At 39.2% G+C, this 18,105-nt stretch carries 18 protein-coding genes; 10 read left to right on the forward strand and 8 right to left on the reverse strand.

Translation table 11 applies throughout. The features are described from left to right. Nucleotides 1-110 precede the first annotated feature (110 nt). Genes rbfA through HPC41_RS01390 form a run of 4 tightly spaced genes read left to right on the forward strand, consistent with a single transcriptional unit; the run spans nucleotide 111 to nucleotide 2,891 of the window. Entirely contained in the window at nucleotides 111-485 is a 375-nt protein-coding gene (gene rbfA, locus HPC41_RS01375; RefSeq protein ID WP_172392229.1) for a 30S ribosome-binding factor RbfA, read from the forward strand. Between the two features lie 27 nt (nucleotides 486-512). Further along, entirely contained in the window at nucleotides 513-1,166 is a 654-nt protein-coding gene (gene aat / locus HPC41_RS01380) for a leucyl/phenylalanyl-tRNA--protein transferase (protein ID WP_172392230.1), read from the forward strand. Next, nucleotides 1,150-2,238, forward strand: coding sequence for an aminotransferase class V-fold PLP-dependent enzyme (locus HPC41_RS01385; RefSeq protein WP_172392231.1), 1,089 nt, complete (start codon nucleotides 1,150-1,152; stop codon nucleotides 2,236-2,238). The genes aat and HPC41_RS01385 overlap by 17 nt, the downstream gene beginning before the upstream one ends. A gap of 2 nt (nucleotides 2,239-2,240) precedes the next feature. Beyond that, nucleotides 2,241-2,891, forward strand: a complete 651-nt coding sequence (locus HPC41_RS01390) for a hypothetical protein (protein ID WP_172392232.1) — start codon at nucleotides 2,241-2,243, stop codon at nucleotides 2,889-2,891. Nucleotides 2,892-2,943: 52 nt separating this feature from the next. Here HPC41_RS01390 and HPC41_RS01395 read toward each other — a convergent pair whose 3' ends face one another. Continuing rightward, on the reverse strand, nucleotides 2,944-3,342 hold the full coding sequence (locus HPC41_RS01395; RefSeq protein ID WP_172392233.1) for a hypothetical protein: 399 nt from the start codon (nucleotides 3,340-3,342) through the stop codon (nucleotides 2,944-2,946). A gap of 250 nt (nucleotides 3,343-3,592) precedes the next feature. Here HPC41_RS01395 and HPC41_RS01400 point away from each other — a divergent pair, with 250 nt between their 5' ends. The 5 genes from HPC41_RS01400 to hemL all read left to right on the forward strand — a co-directional run bounded on the left by HPC41_RS01400 (nucleotide 3,593) and on the right by hemL (nucleotide 10,248). After that, nucleotides 3,593-4,432 (forward strand): flagellar basal body-associated FliL family protein, encoded by an 840-nt coding sequence (locus HPC41_RS01400; protein WP_172392234.1) that lies wholly within the window; start codon nucleotides 3,593-3,595, stop codon nucleotides 4,430-4,432. Nucleotides 4,433-4,651: 219 nt separating this feature from the next. Further along, entirely contained in the window at nucleotides 4,652-5,893 is a 1,242-nt protein-coding gene (gene hemA, locus HPC41_RS01405; protein ID WP_172392235.1) for a glutamyl-tRNA reductase, read from the forward strand. 249 nt (nucleotides 5,894-6,142) lie between these two features. Continuing rightward, on the forward strand, nucleotides 6,143-7,729 hold the full coding sequence (gene hemC, locus HPC41_RS01410) for a hydroxymethylbilane synthase (protein WP_172392236.1): 1,587 nt from the start codon (nucleotides 6,143-6,145) through the stop codon (nucleotides 7,727-7,729). A gap of 108 nt (nucleotides 7,730-7,837) precedes the next feature. Beyond that, entirely contained in the window at nucleotides 7,838-8,812 is a 975-nt protein-coding gene (gene hemB / locus HPC41_RS01415; RefSeq protein WP_172392237.1) for a porphobilinogen synthase, read from the forward strand. A 125-nt stretch (nucleotides 8,813-8,937) separates the two neighbouring features. After that, the gene (gene hemL, locus HPC41_RS01420) at nucleotides 8,938-10,248 is read left to right on the forward strand and encodes a glutamate-1-semialdehyde 2,1-aminomutase (protein WP_172392238.1); all 1,311 of its coding nucleotides are present in this window, start codon (nucleotides 8,938-8,940) and stop codon (nucleotides 10,246-10,248) included. Nucleotides 10,249-10,341: 93 nt separating this feature from the next. On the opposite strand, the gene HPC41_RS01425 is transcribed toward hemL, so the two are convergent. From HPC41_RS01425 to HPC41_RS01440, 4 genes are read right to left on the reverse strand one after another with little or no spacing between them, the layout of a single operon-like run. Beyond that, nucleotides 10,342-10,920, reverse strand: a complete 579-nt coding sequence (locus tag HPC41_RS01425) for a DUF4252 domain-containing protein (RefSeq protein WP_172392239.1) — start codon at nucleotides 10,918-10,920, stop codon at nucleotides 10,342-10,344. A gap of 5 nt (nucleotides 10,921-10,925) precedes the next feature. After that, the gene (locus HPC41_RS01430; protein ID WP_172392240.1) at nucleotides 10,926-11,417 is read right to left on the reverse strand and encodes a DUF4252 domain-containing protein; all 492 of its coding nucleotides are present in this window, start codon (nucleotides 11,415-11,417) and stop codon (nucleotides 10,926-10,928) included. 6 nt (nucleotides 11,418-11,423) lie between these two features. Next, on the reverse strand, nucleotides 11,424-12,113 hold the full coding sequence (locus HPC41_RS01435) for a hypothetical protein (RefSeq protein ID WP_172392241.1): 690 nt from the start codon (nucleotides 12,111-12,113) through the stop codon (nucleotides 11,424-11,426). A gap of 41 nt (nucleotides 12,114-12,154) precedes the next feature. Continuing rightward, nucleotides 12,155-12,670, reverse strand: a complete 516-nt coding sequence (locus HPC41_RS01440; RefSeq protein ID WP_172392242.1) for an RNA polymerase sigma factor — start codon at nucleotides 12,668-12,670, stop codon at nucleotides 12,155-12,157. A 301-nt stretch (nucleotides 12,671-12,971) separates the two neighbouring features. Here HPC41_RS01440 and HPC41_RS01445 point away from each other — a divergent pair, with 301 nt between their 5' ends. Beyond that, nucleotides 12,972-13,811, forward strand: a complete 840-nt coding sequence (locus HPC41_RS01445; protein ID WP_172392243.1) for a hypothetical protein — start codon at nucleotides 12,972-12,974, stop codon at nucleotides 13,809-13,811. Nucleotides 13,812-13,906: 95 nt separating this feature from the next. Here HPC41_RS01445 and HPC41_RS01450 read toward each other — a convergent pair whose 3' ends face one another. The 3 genes from HPC41_RS01450 to argG all read right to left on the reverse strand — a co-directional run bounded on the left by HPC41_RS01450 (nucleotide 13,907) and on the right by argG (nucleotide 18,044). Continuing rightward, nucleotides 13,907-15,202, reverse strand: coding sequence for a DUF3472 domain-containing protein (locus HPC41_RS01450; RefSeq protein ID WP_216660627.1), 1,296 nt, complete (start codon nucleotides 15,200-15,202; stop codon nucleotides 13,907-13,909). 550 nt (nucleotides 15,203-15,752) lie between these two features. After that, complete coding sequence (argC, locus tag HPC41_RS01455) at nucleotides 15,753-16,766, reverse strand: N-acetyl-gamma-glutamyl-phosphate reductase (RefSeq protein WP_172392244.1); 1,014 nt, start codon at nucleotides 16,764-16,766, stop codon at nucleotides 15,753-15,755. Between the two features lie 93 nt (nucleotides 16,767-16,859). Continuing rightward, the gene (gene argG, locus HPC41_RS01460; RefSeq protein ID WP_172392245.1) at nucleotides 16,860-18,044 is read right to left on the reverse strand and encodes an argininosuccinate synthase; all 1,185 of its coding nucleotides are present in this window, start codon (nucleotides 18,042-18,044) and stop codon (nucleotides 16,860-16,862) included. Between the last annotated feature and the right edge of the window lie 61 nt (nucleotides 18,045-18,105).

Genomic DNA, 18,105 nt, shown 5'->3' on the forward strand with positions numbered 1-18,105 from the left:
CTTTTTTCTTATGCATAACGTCGAGTAGTCTAGACCCATGCATATGATTCTTGCCTAAAATACTTATCTTTGTGTATCATATTGAGAATATTCAACATAAAACGTATACGATGGGAACAGAAAGCAAGAGACAGCAACGTTTTGCTGGGGTCATTCAACAGGATCTAGCAGCATTATTTCAACGAGATGGCAATTCATGGGCTCCAGGGGCATTCATTACGGTTACACGTGTTCGAGTTACTCCTGATCTGGCAATCGCACGAGTTTATTTAAGCTTTCTAAACACAAAGACCGCACAGGAGGATATTAAAACTATTCGCACCAAAACATCCGAGATACGTTACAAGTTAGGAGCAAAAATTAAAAATCAGGTAAAAATTGTCCCACAGCTTGAATTTTTCCTGGATGACACGAATGAGTATGTAGAGCACATGGACAAATTGTTTGAGGAAATAAGCAAAGAGCCCCGTCAACCAGAAGAATAATGCAAGTTAAATTGGCTTATCGGATCAATGGTGTTTGAATTGGATAGCAAAAAGCTGGAATTTCCACATCCGAGCTACGCAGAAGAAGATGGCCTATTGGCAATCGGTGGTGATCTATCGGCAGACCGCCTACTATTGGCTTATAGCAATGGTATTTTCCCTTGGTTTAGTGATGATACGCCGATATTATGGTATGCACCTAATCCACGCTTCGTCCTTTATCCATCCAAAATTAAAGTTAGTAAAAGTATGGCCGCCTGTATCCGGAAAAACACGTTTTCGATTTCGGTAGACCGAGACTTCGATGCAGTGATTAAAAGTTGTTCCGCTATCAATAGAAAGGATCAACAGGGTACATGGATCACAAAAGATATGATCAAGGCTTATACAACATTATATACAATGGGTTATGCACACGCTGTTGAGGTATGGCAAGGTGAGTTGCTCGTTGGTGGGCTTTATGGGGTACTGATTAATGGTGTATTCTGCGGTGAAAGCATGTTTTCCAGAGTACCCAATGCTTCCAAAGCTGCACTGATTTATCTCGCACAAGAAATAGAGCTACGGTTGATAGACTGCCAATTTCATACCCCCCATCTGGAGAGCATGGGTGGTGAATATCTTTCATTTTCTGATTATTTAGCAATTCTAACAAACCCAAGATATGAACAGCCCTTATAGCAAACATTTCGACATTGACGCCGCTATAACCTACTTGACTACTCCTGGCTCAGGTTTACTTTCACGTGAAACAAAACAATGGCGTCAGCAACGAGATCAAGAATTCCATGAGTCCAACACAACGCTACGCGAGCAACAGGCCGCCACGCTGAATTCTTGCAGAAACACACTTGGCCAATTCTTTAATTGCCAAACTTCCAACGTATTTTTATCAAGCTGTTTCTCTTTTGCATTCAATGCATTATTAGCTGGTCTTCCCAAACATTATAAAGTGCTGCTTTTGGACAATGATTATCCCTCGGTAAATTTCCCAACAATAATAAGTGGGTTTGAGCATAGCTTTGTCAATATGGACGAACAGCTTGAAGCGAATATTCTGGATACCATAGCAACTTTTAAACCCAACGTACTTATTCTATCCATTGTTCAGTACATTTCCGGTTTAAAAATAGACCTTTCTTTTATACAGGAATTAAAAAACCTGCATCCTAACTTGTTGATTATAGGTGACGGTACCCAGTTTTTAGGAACTGACCTTTTTGACTTTAGTAATGCCGGATTTGACGCTGTGTTAAGCAGCGGCTATAAATGGTTAATGGCCGGCTTTGGAAATGGTTTTATTCTCCTCAGCGATCAACTTAAAGAACTTCTCTATGCTGATATACAGAAAAACTATAGCTACCTCAACAATCAGTGGATGAATAAATCTGTGGTACAGTTATGTTTTGAACCGGGACACCTGGACACCTTAGCTCACGGCACCTTACAACAGGCATTACTACAGTTTGAGAAATGGGACTATGCAGCGACAGTTTCCTATACACAGGATCTGGTTGGACATGCCCGAGTCGAACTGTCCAATAGAAGGCTACTCCTAGATAGCGTCAGAAATAGACGCCCGCAAAGTAATATATTCAATATACAGATCAATCCCAACAATTTTCAACTCCTGTTAGACGAGGGTATAAAATGTTTTCCCCGCGGCTCGGGTATCCGTATCGGATTCCACCTCTACAATGACCATACGGATCTTGAAAAACTATTACATATTATAGATACAAAAGTAAAATAACCATGAAATTTAGAATAGGCGACTTAGTCAGGTTTGTGGATGAACCCATTGAGGGACATATCACTTCCATGCAAGCCAACAATATTGTAGGAGTAACGGATGAAACAGGATTTGAAATTCCTGTTCCCATGGACAAAATAACGCTCGTTTTTGGAAATATGCGCCGAGCGGATGACGAACTTGATCAACATGCTAGCCCATTGACCCCAAGCCGGTTTATTGAAAAGGGCATTTTGCTAGCCATTTCTGGAGATCATAAAGATGGATTGGCTAAGTTACACATCGTCAATGAGACAAGTTATGAACTCCTGGTATCGGTTTCCGAAGCCACAGCGAATAAAGTGAAAGGGCTTTTTAGCAATAAAATACCACCGCATGACTCGATCCAGTTTTATACGGGAAACTTCGCCAATGTCGGGAAATGGCCGACATTCCGTTTTCAAATCATTAGGCATAGCAGCAGTTTGCAAGAATTGACCAATCCGATCAATAAAGAACAGCGTGTACGTCCTGTAGACCTGACCAATCCAAAGGTACTGCATGAAATTTTGGATGAAAAAATTTGGTCTTATGAGTTGGATAAAATTGAAGAAGACCTAGGGCTAGATAAACTAAAATCACATTTTTTACCGCATCGCCCAAACAAAAAATAAGCTAGATCAAGTATCTAGCTTATTTTTTGCACAAGACTCGTTTTTATATCCACTACTCGCTTGTTGATACAACTTTCTTCGTACTCAATAGCAACAGTAGGACACCAATTAAATAGACCATCCATCCCCAGCGCATGTGCAGCGATTTGGATAGCAATTTATCCGCGAATCCCCAACCAAAATAGTTATTGATTTTAAACCATACAGCAGCAATACTTAAAAGATACCAGCAAGCGGCCAATCTGGTCATCCACTGATAAGCGCGTACCGTACGAACAAAAAATAACAACGCTGTTATTCCCAAGATCAACATGGTAATAAAAAATAAATAGGCATCCACCTGATAAAGATTCCAGTTCCCCTTAATGGGAACCTTTAAAAACGGTGTCATACTGGACAAAAAACAAATGATTAGTCCAACAATGGCAAAATACTTCCTGATGATAACCATGGTTCAAATTACTTTAAAATTGACACGAATATAAGTTGAATATTGCCACTTATATAACTTGTATTCCATTTTTTGGAAAATTGTTCTATTTTTAAAACGAAATTCTCGTACAGAATTCCGGAAAAATAACAATAACAGAAAAGATGTGTTGAAATTGAATAAAATTGATCGCTTGGAAATTGAGTTATAAAAAGTATTTAAAAGAATCGATACTTGAAAATTGATTTTAAATTTAAGCCATATATAAAACATGAAAAGAGCCTTTGAAGGATCTGCGACAGAGCAGGTACCACAACAAAAATCAAAGAAAAAAGTATACATCATTATAGGAATTATCTTGGTATTGGCTTTACTTGCCGGGGGTGGATATTTCAATTATATGAAACAACAGGATTTAGAGAACCTGCCAGTAGACAGTGCAACTGCCGTTATAGGGTTTGAACATGCAGATCCAAAGGATCTCGAAGAGGCAGATGGATGGAGCTCGATTGAGGACTACGCCCATTGGAACAATGCCATCTTTACAATCCCCGAATATGACAATATTCCATTACGGTACCGCAGAGGCATTACAAAAATCTTTATGGATAATAATTATCTGGTGCCTTCCGGTGATAAACCCACCTATAAATTTACCCGTATAAAAGACCGTGCAAAATCGGTATTCTGCTACGGCAATTTTACCGATCGTCACGATGCGGATAATTGGAATAAAGAAATGGCTTTTTTAGTGGAAAAAAATGACTATCAAAGTAGTGCCATCTGGATTATTTCCGCAAAAGGAGATATTCTATTCTGGAAAGAGTATTCCAGTGAACTCCCTTTGATCAATAGCTTTAAAAAGGGACAAAAGATCTATATGGATGAGATGAAATTAGTTCCCGCCCCAGCTGACGGGATTATTGTCAAAAACAAAAGTTCTAAATATGCTTTGATTTACAATAAAGGGACAAAGACTTTTGACAACTATTATCAATATAATGACGATGAAATTCAGGAGGCGACGACTACTGAAGAAGGTCCTTACGTAGAGGAATTGGAAGATATAACTGTAGACTCAGCGCAAACAACTACAGGCGATAATGAATAGTTTAATGCCTTCAAGACATTGAAATTTTCATCACGCGTCCGCGCGATGAAAATCACTCAATCGAATAGTAATAATTAAAAATCTGAAATACAGTGAATTAATAACAAAAAACAACTATTTAAAATCTTTCTAAATTAATGCGTTTGACAGATTTTTGACACAAGCACAAAGCTTTTAAGCTACATTTGTACCGTTAAATATAAGCGAGGGATTAGAGCTTTGAAAAATCTTAAAGTATTAGCGTTTACTCATAAACATGTCGAACTAAAAGATCTAGGCAATCTAGTGATCTGCAATGAGGATTTAGAAAGTCGCCTCATTAACTTGAAGCACAGCCTAGATATTCCAGAGATCTTTTACATTGGTACTTGTAACCGAGTAGAGTTTGTATTTTATGGTGCTCACGAATTGACCAACGAATTTATTGCGGAGTTTATGGGAAAATTGAATTTCTGTGTTCCGCAGGAGCGACTGCAATGTTATTTGGGTCAGGTCAACAAATATGAAGGGATGGACGCTTTACACCATTTGCTTCGAATGTCCTGCTCTCTCGAGAGTCTTGTTGTCGGCGAGAAAGAAATCCTGGCGCAAGTGCGTAGAGCTTATGATCGCTGCAGAGAAGCAGGTTTTACAGGAGACTTCCTTCGTTTAATGATGGATCGGCTTGTAAAGACTGCAAAAGAAGTGTATACCTATACAAAAATTTCCCGAAATCCGATTTCTGTAGTCTCCCTTGCATACCGTAAATTGCGTGAATTAAAGTTGGTTGAAAACCCTAGAATTCTTATTATCGGATCAGGAGAAACGAATCAAAACTTAGCAAAATATTTCCAGAAAAATCAAAAAGCCAAGTTTATTGTATTTAATCGTACACTTGAAAACGCAAAGGCATTAGCAGAAGAGCTAAATGCGGAGGCTCACCCTCTTGCTGAAATCGGTGCATACAAAGAAGGCTTCGATATCCTGATTACCTGTACGGGTGCACCAACATCAATCATTGACAATTCCTTGTATCAATCACTATTAAACGGTGAAACAGACAAGAAAATCATCATCGATTTGGCTGTCCCCAATGATATTGATGCTGAAGTAATTAAAAACAATCCGATTCATTATATTGAAGTCAGTAGCTTGCAAGCTATTGCCGAGAAAAATATCCAAGAACGTTATAATGAATTGGACAGTGCAGAAAAAATCATCCAGGACAATATTCAAGAATTTTTACCACTGATCAAACAACGACGTGTAGAGGTTGCTATGCGTGAAGTTCCTGAAAAGATCAAAGAAATCAAGTCTTTTGCTTTAAACGAAGTCTTTGCTCAAGAAGTACAGGCGTTGACACCTGAAGCAAGGGAGGTCTTGGAAAAAGTCATCAACTATATGGAAAAGAAATACATCAAAGTTCCAATGGTTATGGCGAAAGAGATTTTGGTTAAAACACCGGAGACCGAAAAAAACTAACTGCAATATATCTTCGCAATCATTGCTTGGGAAAAAACAGATTTCCTGCTTTTCTGACATACGTCCAAAAGTGGCGATCCTATGTAATTATGTTTCTTTCACAGCGTCCCTTCCCCTATTCTAATTTTCGGCTTATCAATCATTTCCCTATAGATAATGACAGTAACGTGTCAACATATTCCACCTATTTATTTATTTTTGCTTCGATAAATGGTATTAAACACATTTTAATAGGTAAAGTAAAATAACGTGAATAGAAAACTAATTATTGGCACCCGGGGAAGTGTTCTTGCAATGTGGCAGGCAAATTTTGTGAAAGACCGATTACAGGAAATTGGTATAGAAGCAGAGTTAAAAGTCATCAAAACTCAAGGTGATATTATTCAACATCTCCGTTTGGATAAATTGGAAGGTAAGGGATTTTTTACCAAAGAGCTTGAGGAGGAATTATTAAATGGGGCCATTGATTTAGCAGTACACTCACATAAAGATTTACCTACAATAAATCCGCCGGGATTGATTATTGCGGCAGTTTCCGAACGGGAGGATCCCTCCGAATTATTGATTATCCACAAGGATTGCGTAGACATCAAGAAACGTCTGTCCTTAAAACATAATGCAACTGTCGGAACATCTTCTAATCGCAGAAAGGCACAGATATCTGCATTGCGTCCAGACCTGGAATTCGACGATCTAAGGGGTAATCTCCAAACAAGAATGCAAAAGCTGCGAGATGAACAATACGATGCTATTGTGCTGGCAAAAGCTGGTATCAGCCGTATTGAGATGGATATCACAGATTTTCATGTTGAAGAAATTCCGCCTGTCGAAATTATTCCCGCTCCGGCTCAAGGCGTATTAGCTATTCAGATTCGTGAAGTCGACAAGGAACTGTTTGAAGCGTTACAACCACTTAATAACGACGAAGTAGCGAAAACCATTGCTGTAGAACGTCTTGTATTGAACAAATTTGATGCCGGATGTCACGCACCATTAGGATGTTATTGCCGCAAAAGCGGTGATGAATATGAAGCCTGGGCTTCCATTGCTGATACCAGCGAAGACTTTCCTGATCGCGTATACTTGAGAGATACTGATCCGATCCAGTTGGCTGAACGTATTTTTAACAAGTATGCCAAAGACCGTAAGTTGCCACAATCTGTCTTTATTTCCAGAGAAGTAGACGAAAATTCTTACTTCGCCCGTGCGATGGCCAAACATAACATTTCAATCGAAGGCCGTTCATTGATCAAAATATTTCCGATCATCAATAAGCTGGACCCTTTTATCCTGAAACATGTGGATTGGATCATATTTTCAAGCAAAAACGGGATTGAGCACTTCTTCAATCTAGAGCCCCGATTAAGTAAAAAGACCAAAATAGGCGTTATCGGGCGCGGATCAGAAGAAATATTACGCAAGTACGATCGCGTAGCTGATTTTTCTGGTGATAGCGAAGGCATTAACATGGACGAAATCGCCAAGAAATTTGCCGAACTGGCAAATGGCGGAACGGTACTTATTCCACGTGCCAAGGAATCACTGGAGACTATTCAGAAAGCGTTAAGTCCAGAGACAAAAATCATTAATATTCCTGTCTACGAAACCGTATTGGAAGAGGACGTAGACCCATCCAATGCAGAAGTGCTGGTATTTACGAGCCCAAGTAATGTTGAAGCTTATTTTGCTGACAATCTTTTAGAACCAGGGCAAAAAGTCATTTGTATAGGCCGTTCAACCGGGGCGAAGTTTGATGAGATGAATGTTCCTTATACACTTCCATATTCCCCAGACGAGATCGGTCTCTCAGAAGCTGTTTTTGGCCTGGAATATTAAAATTGTATTGCATAGTTAGTATTGCGTATTTAGATGTTTGCAAACGAATTTGCAACCTTTGTGATTGATCAATACGAAATCACTAGATCATAAATAAATTAAATATAAATGTTACAACGTCCGAGAAGAAATCGTAAATCTGCCGTGATTCGCGACATGATTCAAGAGACACGTTTAGACGCGTCAAATTTGATTTTTCCACTTTTTATCGTAGATGGCCAAAATCAAAAAACTGAGGTTAAATCAATGCCAGGTATCTATCGCTATTCAATAGACAATTTATTGAAAGAAGTGGAAAGCTGCCTCAAATTAGGCTTGCGCTCATTTGATCTTTTTCCCAATATCGAAGAGTCATTGAAGGATAAGTATGCCACGGAGAGTTACCGTAATGGAAGTTTATATTTACGTGCCATTGAAGCCGTAAAGAAAAATTTTCCAGAAGCTTGTGTTGTTACAGATGTAGCAATGGATCCTTACAGTAGCGATGGTCACGATGGAATTGTCGAGAATGGCGAGATCCTAAACGACGAAACATTGGAAGTATTAGGCAAGATGGCGCTCGCACACGCTCAATCCGGGGCCGATATTATCGCACCATCAGATATGATGGACGGACGCATTGGTTATATCCGTGAGCTGTTGGATCAAAATGGTTTCACAAACGTATCTCTAATGTCTTATACCGCTAAATATGCATCGGCGTATTATGGACCATTCAGAGATGCCCTGGGCTCAGCTCCAAAACATGGGGATAAGAAAACCTATCAAATGAATCCAGCAAATGCGAAGGAGGCACTTATCGAGGCACACTTAGATGCACAAGAAGGAGCAGATTTCCTGATGGTCAAGCCGGGTCTTCCGTATTTAGATATCGTAAAACTTCTTGCAGATAATTTTGACCTCCCAATCGCTGTGTATAATGTCAGTGGTGAATATGCTATGTTAAAAGCTGCTATTCAAAATGGATGGTTAGACGAACGCGTCATCTTGGAAACTTTATTAAGTTTCAGACGTGCAGGCGCAACAGCAATTTTATCATACCATTCCAAAGAAGTTTTGGAAAAAGGATATATTAGTATTTAGTATTGAGATAAGAGCATTTAGATTATAGCCGTGGAAGCCTGCGGCTCACAAGTGTCTCTTTTTTCTACTTTTTAACGAGCAATAGCGAGCTCATCTTTAGATAATTTTTACTTTTCAATTTGACAATGCAAACACCTGATATTTCAAGAGCAAAATCTGCTGAATTATTCGAAAAGGCAAAACAATATTTCCCCGGTGGCGTGAATTCTCCAGTTCGGGCATTTAAATCGGTATATGGGACTCCATTATTTATTGAACGTGGTGATAAAGCACGCCTTTGGGATGCTGATGGCAATGAATTCATCGATTTCTGCTGTTCATGGGGGCCATTGATTTTGGGGCATAATAATGATCAAGTACGAGAGGCCGTAGCAGCACAGTTGGGCAAAGGTTTAAGTTTTGGTGCACCGACTGCGTTGGAAAACCAGCTGGCTGAATTGATTATTGAAAACAATAGATTTATCGAGAAAATCCGTTTTGTCAGTTCAGGTACTGAAGCCGTCATGTCCGCGATCCGTTTGGCAAGAGGATATACCAAACGTGATAAGATTATCAAATTTGATGGTTGCTATCATGGGCACTCTGATTCTCTTTTGGTAAAAGCTGGATCTGGCTTGGTGACATTTGGAAAAACATCTTCTGCCGGTGTACCTAAAGCTTTTGCGGATGAAACAATTGTCATTGAATTAAATGACAAAGACGCACTACGAGCTGCTTTTGCTGAATTTAAAGATCAAATTGCCGCAGTAATCATCGAGGGAATTCCGGCTAATAATGGGCTGTTGATGCAATCAAAAGAATATATGCATTTCTTGCGTGATATCACCAAAGAACATGGCAGCATGCTGATCATGGATGAGGTAATCACCGGATTCCGTGTTGGTTTTGAGGGAGCTTCAGCTTACTATGAAATCCAGCCTGATATTATCACATATGGTAAGATCATAGGTGGCGGAATGCCCGTGGGAGCCTATGGAGCATCCAAAGAGCTTATGGCTTGTATATCACCTGATGGCGCTGTTTATCAAGCCGGGACATTATCAGGAAATCCTGTAGCCATGGCAGCAGGTATAGCAGCCTTGACTGTATTGGCACAAAAGGATTTTTATACAAACTTAAATGCTAAAACCGCAGCATTTGTTCAAGATATTCGTACTTATATCGCAGAAAAAGGTTATCAAGTACAATTATTCCATGTTGCGTCTATTTTCTGGTTTGCATTTACTAAGCAAAAAGATATCAAAAAAGCCAGTGAAATTGATCCGGCTTCAATGGAATCATATAAGATTATGCACCGCGAACTCCTAAATAGAGGCGTCTATTTCGGGCCATCGGGTTATGAAGTGGGCTTCGTTTCAGCTGCACATACCGACACGGATTTAAATACTGTAAAAACACACATTTTTGACGCGTTGGACATCGTCTTTCAGTCATAAAACAAACGAAACAAGTAATAAGAAAATTCCCTAAAAACTATCTCTGTTTTTAGGGAATTTTTATTTAGCTGGATCGCGGAATTGTTGCCTGACTTAAAGTCCCTGTTTAATTACACTATTGGTATCAGCCAATTTAGTGGATAACTTTTTATCCTTCGATTTTATTTTATTCAATCCCTGAATAAGTTCATCCAGTGAAAATTCACCTTTTATATCCATAAATACGCTTTCATCGCCTTCGTCATGTACCAAAAGTGAAACCCTGCTGATCACATAATCTTTGTCAATGCGTGCATTAACTGATATCTCCTCCCCCTCACTGTTGATTACCAGTAATTCCTCAAATTTATTCTTTTTTAGGTACTTGTGGTAATCCTCCAAAATCAATGCATTTTTTTCCTGATCATTATTTGATAATGTCATCATCCTGAATTTTTTCAATTTTTTGACGATTGCAGCCATCGCTCGTGATTCCTCGTCGTTATCATCCTTTAATGCTTTTTTGATAAACGGTTTCGTTAACCACATCGGCAAATTTATGGCAACAATCTCCGCGTTATTTGAAATATTGGATCCTCTCACGTAATCCATATTGGATCCTTTTCTAATCATACAGGACTGCAATGAAGAAAGCACTCCAATTAGGCATAACAATGTTAGTAATCTTTTCATAATGTTTACTTTTTATTGTTATTTTCGTTCACCAAACCAGTCACTTCCTTCAACGGTATAGCTCCATCCAAAATCATGAACAAGTTTTGGCCATCACCATTGATTGTCAAAAGCAAATTATTGAGAATATCAGAATTTGCGGATATATTTTCAACCAGAAAACGGATATCCTCGCCATCACTATTAAGGGTCATCAATTCCTCATACTTGAGATTGGAGACTGCACTCCGAATGACTGAAGTCAAATTTTTGTCCTCGCCATCCTCGACGATCAGCATCCGCAAGGACTTTACGTTTTTGAGTAAAGGCGTAATTTTCTGCATATCCTCATCATCAATTTTTAAGTTCCCCAACAGCTTGAACATAGGTGCTCCGATTTTAAGTGTCGTTACACCTTTCTTTCCTTGATATTGTTCAAAAAGCTTATCCAATTTAGAAATTTGTGCATTTGCCATACTTGCTACAAGTAGAAGGCAAACTATTAAAAAACCTTTCATATTATTTTAGTTAATCGTTATTGACATTTGTTTTATATTCATTGCTTTATCTACACCATTTTCCAGATTATTTGCCAAAAGGCCCAGAGACTTCAGCGTCAATTCAACAGCTTCCTCTTCGTTCGCAACTGGTTTACCGTTTAAGACAACATAATCTTCCCGATAAGCCTGTCCTGTGGCTGATTCCAAATTTTCAGTCACTACTTCCTTCTTCGCTGTCCAATCTTTGGCTTGTTTTTTAATTTTTGGACGTTTGAAAGTTTCTGCTGTTTGCATTGCCTTCCGACTTCCATCTGACAATATCCTATCATTAGGATTGGGATTCGCTGCTTCCGTATTTTGATGTTCGATAAACTTATTTTTCGCAGGTTTTAAATCTTTCATGTTCTTTTCTACGAGCACCGGCTCCTCGATCGTTGACTCCTGGTTCAGGAATAGTGCGATTCCAATGGTCATTAAAAGAACCGCTGCTGCCGCATATTTCACCCAGCTATATTTCCACCGTACAATACGCTTTTTATCCGCATTGATCTGACTTTCGAAGTCATTAAAGGACCAGTCCATTTTAACATTCTTTTCTTGATTCAATGTTTGAAAAAAAACATGATCCGAGTTTTTCAACTCGCCTTCTTCCTCTAACGACGACTGGCCATTAAAGTACTTGTCTTCTAATTCCCTTAATTTTTTATCTTTCATCACCACCTATCTTATTTTGTATAATTATGAAACTACAGGATCTATTTTTTATCTGAATAAACTCGCGTTCTTTCATAATCGAATAACTTTGTCAACTGCTCTTTTACCTTCTGTCTCGCACGCATTAAATTGACTCTAACTGCCGACTCACCCATATCCAATACTTCAACGATTTCATCAATATCATAATCTTCCACATCGCGCAGATGCATAACCAGACGTTGTTTTTCGGGGAGGGAATTGATCATCTCCAGAATAATTTCTTTGGTATTTCCAACCGTATTCTCCGTCATCGAAACTACTTGATATTGATCAACGTAGTCTGCCCTCACTTTATCTCTTTTAATCCGGTTCAACGCTTCATTTTTTACACTTTGCATACAGAAAGCTTCGACATTTTTATACTGATGTAGCTGATCTTTCAATTTCCACAACCGCATCATGACATTCTGCACAGCATCCAAGGCCTCATCGTCATCAACCAAGATCCGTTTCGCAAAGCGAAATAGCTTATCCTTATGGACGAAAACGGCATTTTTAAATTGTTCTTGGTTCATTTTTAGTATTTAGTAGTAACTAGCCCGCATCTCTTCCATAGCTTCGTCACATAATCAAGACATTTCAACTTGATGATTCATTACATCTAATATGAATATTTTTTTAAATATTCATTTATTCAAATAACAGGTTATTAAACACATTATTCTTTCGTGTTGAGAAAGCATATAAACAGGATTATTCTTGTTTATATACCGCTTGCTCACCAACTGGTTAGTTGTTTTAGCATTATTACAAACAAAATGGCTGAACTGTTGTTATACTAAGATACTGAACGGCAAAATTTAAATAAAGAAAATTATGAAGTACTACAGAATTACAGGCATTACTGCTGCAATAGCATTTTTGATAGGGGTTGTTGTGGGGTGTAATAATTCGTCCAATAAAGGTGCTGACCATACTGATTCCATGGGTGACACCGATACGACTACTGCACAAAAAATGGATTCTATTTCTGTCAGACCAATTGCAGATTCAAAACAATTTCCCGGAGCAAACCTTGAGATTGCGTCCATAACTGCAGAAAAAGTAGGTGTAGACTCTGCAAAAGTCACCGTGAAATATGATGTAAAGAACTTCAAGCTGACGGAAATGACAGAAGATGCGCATGCTGCTCACATGGCCAACTCGCATGATGGACAACATATCCACTTTATTTTGGATAATAAGCCCTATACAGCATTATATAAACCTGAACACTCCGTTACTTTGGCTTTAAATTCGGAGCACTATTTACTTTCATTTTTGTCGCGGTCTTACCACGAATCCATTAAAACAAGTGAAGCCTCAAAATTGATTAAATTCAAGATAGATGCCACAGGAAAATTAACACAGGAGCCAACCCCAAAAGAACCATCTCTATTTTACTCCCGTCCTAAAGGCGAATACAAAGGCGATGAAACAAAAAATTTACTCCTAGATTTCTATCTAGTCAATACCAGTATTGCTCCAGACGGAAATAAAATTACCGCAGATATCAATGGACAGACATTTACATTGGATAAATGGGGTCCATACGAAATAAAAGGTTTGCCAATGGGAAATAATAAGATCAAACTAACGTTGGTCGATAAAGAAGGCAATGCCATTACAGGAGATAACATATCTATAGAACGAGATATCAAACTCGCTGAGAAATAAATAGAGGTCATAACATAACAAAAAAGAGTCGCACTAAAATGCGACTCTTTCGTTTTTCATGCTACATATCCGGGCTTCAGGGACATATTTAGCCATTAAGGCAATTTATCAAAATCAATTTTTGGGGCTCTGTTTTTATTAATAAACTCAAACTTACTTCCCGGCTTAACAATTTCATTGAAGAAACCGCCATTTCTAAGAAAATATCCATTTTTAGTTGTACCACCGATGGCATCAATACGCTGATTGGCGCGATAAGTATTATCAACACTGAACGAAGCGGACTGCACAGCCTTCCATTGTCCATCATATACCCACTGATTGCCAAATTCCACCTGTCTACCCAAATAGCCTTGCTGTGGCATAAAATTCTCCAAGAAACTGTGGAAGCGTTTCAGGTAAGTATTCGTTTGCGGCCGCTTGAAGCTTGCGATTACATTCCAGGCATTTTCCTCCGGCACAAAAAACCAGGCTGTATAGTCTGTATTTCCTTTTCCATCCGGCACGCCTTTCAAAAGAAACTTGTACGTTACACCAGCTTTCCAAAAATATTTACGATAACTCTGTCCTCCAGACCCTTCATTGCCGAATTCACCAGTCTGCACATCTTTCCCTTTTTTCAGCAAATGGATTTTTTGCTCGTCCGGAATGCTTTTCGGATCATCTGTATGAAAGGGGCTCCAAACGGAAAATAAGATCCGCCGCTCCGTTTCTGAATTTACCTGTATACCAAAATAGCCTTCTCCAAAACCGTTCGCCATAAAATAAGACCCAACTTTATCTTCACCTTTTGGGACAGTCACCTCATTATAGTAGTAACTGACATTGCCCTCGGTAGGTACTGTAAAATTTAGATGGCAGGAAGGGCCCCTTCTAGACCAATAGTAGTATTCAGAATTATTGGAGTAAATAAGTCCATCCGATGCAGCATCACCACTGACAAGCAAATCCGTAACATTGGCAAAATTACTGCCCGATTTACTGATTCCTTTTAAGTTGACCTGTACATAACCTGGAGTCTTTACATCAATTAATAAGGGAGCTGTTTCCGATATTTCAGCACCTTCGACATCCACAATAGCCTTTTTTCCCCATGCAGAGATTTCTATTTTAGATTTACCGTTGCCTTCACTTTTAGCTTTTAGTTTCAACAGCAATTTCCCAGCCTTTTGCGCTCTAAAATAAACCGATGCTACTTCTTTGTCGCTGGACCATTTGACCAGACCATTGTGACCAGAAATCTCCGCAGCGCCTGCCTGTCCCGCTGTAATAAAAGCATTGCCTGCAAGTGGGACTGCATAGGTCTGCCCAGCTGTCTGCGCGATACTCCCTATTGACAGACAGGATAAGGCCCCCATTGAGAGGTACTGGATAAAGTTTTTTCTTTTCATTTGGGTATAATTTAATGGGTTGTGCCCAATTCTTCTTCTATAATCACTTTTCTGGCCCTGGCTCTAAGCTGCAACACTGATTGATAACCAGGCAGGGAAACTTGATTATTTTCATGAAGATATAACTTAGATTGTCAGGAAAAGAAACCAAATTTATATCAATCGATTGTGTAAAAAAATAGCCACGACTTCCTCTATTATGAAAGCCAATTCGGTAGCCATTTTCTAATAGTTATTCAGAGAATACTTACCATGTTCAAATTTTCAGTTTCTTATCTTCGTTTTACAAGCCAAATTGAGACTCGGTATAATCTCTTCATTTGAGCAGACCCGCAAAGTTAGTGAATGATGGGGAAAGTAGATTTACTTGAACCATTCTCAGCCTATTCTATTTATAGTAATAGTTACGTTGATCTATGTACCGACAATTCCTTTCACAAAAAAAGTGAAGAACTTCAATTCTCCACTTTTCCACACAGCGTTAATAACTGTATTATTAAGGCTTTATCCTTCTAGCTTATTCTCACACTGTTAAACAGATCATAAACAACTAAAAACCAATACTTTTCAGATTCAACCCTGCACGTTCGTCCAAACCGAACATCAAGTTCATATTTTGTACGGCTTGTCCCGAGGCTCCTTTCAACAGGTTATCGGTAACATTTAAGACCAGTAGCTTATTGCCGTGTTTTTCCAAGTGGATGATACTTTTATTGGTATTGACCACTTGTTTGAGATCTATATTTTTTCGGCTCACATGTGTGAATGGATGTGCTGCATAATAGTCTTCATATAACGCATATGCTTCCTCTTCTGTCAAATCAGATTCTACATAAATTGCAGAGAATATTCCCCGTGCAAAATCTCCGCGTTGTGGAACAAAATTTATTTTCTCCGCAGCTCGTTGCAACAGTAACCCCTGAGAAGCAGGCAAAAAGCCTTTTTGCAGCTGATCCAGCGATTCTGAAATCTCCTGCAAATGTTGATGCTCAAAAGATTTATAAGCTGAAAGATTGTTGTTACGCCAAGAGAAGTGTGTAGTCGCCCCCGGTTTCTGCCCTGCTCCGGTTGATCCGGTCGTTGCATTGACATGGATCTGATCCGGCAATAGACCTTCACTTGCAAGTGGCAATAAAGCCAATTGTATATTTGTCGCAAAGCAGCCTGGATTAGCAATATATTGTGCCGTCTTGATCGCTTCTTTGTTTAACTCCGGAAGTCCATATACAAATTGCTGTCCTTGATAAGCGGTATTTGCGCGAAGACGATAATCTTGCGAAAGATCAATAATCTTTACAGATGCCGCAACAGGGTTGGCATCCAAAAATTTGCGTGCATCGCCATGCCCAACGCATAAAAACAATACATCAATATCCGAATGAAAATCAGAAGAGAAGGTCAGCTCAGTATCTCCGAATAAATCATTGTGTACTTCATATAATTTGTTTCCAGCGTTGGAAGCACTATTAGCGAATATGATCTCCACCTCAGGATGGTAGATCAAAACGCGCAATAATTCGCCACCTGTATATCCTGCTGAACCAACTATGCCTACTCTTATCATTTTTTTTAATTTTATTGTTTGGTGTGAGATTTACCCCCCTATCCCGACCTCAAATTAGATTATGCGAAGACAGGACCGACTCCAAAACACGGTTTATTTTTGATTTACTTTATGCCAGATAATGGTTTGGTTTCCAAAAATTTTGGAGAAGCCTTTTACATCCTCACCGGTATAACCTTTGTTCATCTCACCATAGCTACCAAATTTATTGGACATTAAATCGTGATTCGATTCTATTCCAATGACCACAAAACGGTAAGGATGCAATTCAACGATCACACGCCCGCTGACGGTCTCTTGGGATGATTGCAAAAACGCCTCGATATCACGCATGACAGGATCATGCATCTGTCCCTCGTGCATATAGTTTCCGTAGAAAGCAGCAATCTGATCTTTCCAGGACAATTGCCATTTGGTCAAGGTATGTTTTTCCAAGGTGTGGTGTGCTTTAATCAAAATTACTGAAGCTGCGGCTTCAAAACCCACACGGCCTTTGATACCGATAATTGTATCACCTACGTGGATATCCCGACCGATACCATAAGGTTGCGCAATAGCCTGCAATTCCTGAATCACTTTAACAGACGACATGTTCTCTCCATTCAATGCAATGGGCTCCCCTTTTTCAAAATCTATAGTGATTTGTTGAGGCTCGGAGGAGGTCACCGGAGTCGGCCATGCCGATTCAGGTAGGTATTGATTGGATGTCAATGTTTCGGCTCCACCGACAGAAGTACCCCAAAGACCTTTATTGATTGAATATTTAGCTTTTTCTGCCGAATATTCAACACCATGTTTATTTAAGTATTCGATCTCAGCCTCACGGGATAACTGTAGATCACGGATAGGTGTGATGATTTCAACACCCGGAATCAGGGTTTGGAAAATCATGTCAAAACGCACTTGGTCGTTTCCGGCACCTGTGGATCCATGTGCTACACATTCAGCACCGATTTTCTTTGCATAGTTTGCAATGGCGGTAGCCTGGCATACGCGTTCGGCAGATACCGACAATGGATAAGTTGCATTTTTCAGTACATTACCGAAGATCAAGTATTTAATAGTTTCGCGGTAATAGTCTTCTGTTTCGTCAATCGCTGTATGTGATTTTACGCCTAATGCATACGCACGTGCTTCAATATTCTTCAATTCTTCATCCGAGAAACCACCTGTATTTACGACTACGGAATGAACCTCCAAACCTAAATCTTGCGTAAGATAAATACAACAAAACGAAGTATCTAATCCTCCGCTGAATGCTAAAACTACTTTTTTCATTGAGATAAATTGTTTTTTATTGTGTGAAACTATGGCAAACCGATCCAGCTTTATCCAAGCC

It is taken from the genome of Sphingobacterium prati, assembly GCF_013167215.1.
Classification (GTDB): domain Bacteria; phylum Bacteroidota; class Bacteroidia; order Sphingobacteriales; family Sphingobacteriaceae; genus Sphingobacterium; species Sphingobacterium prati.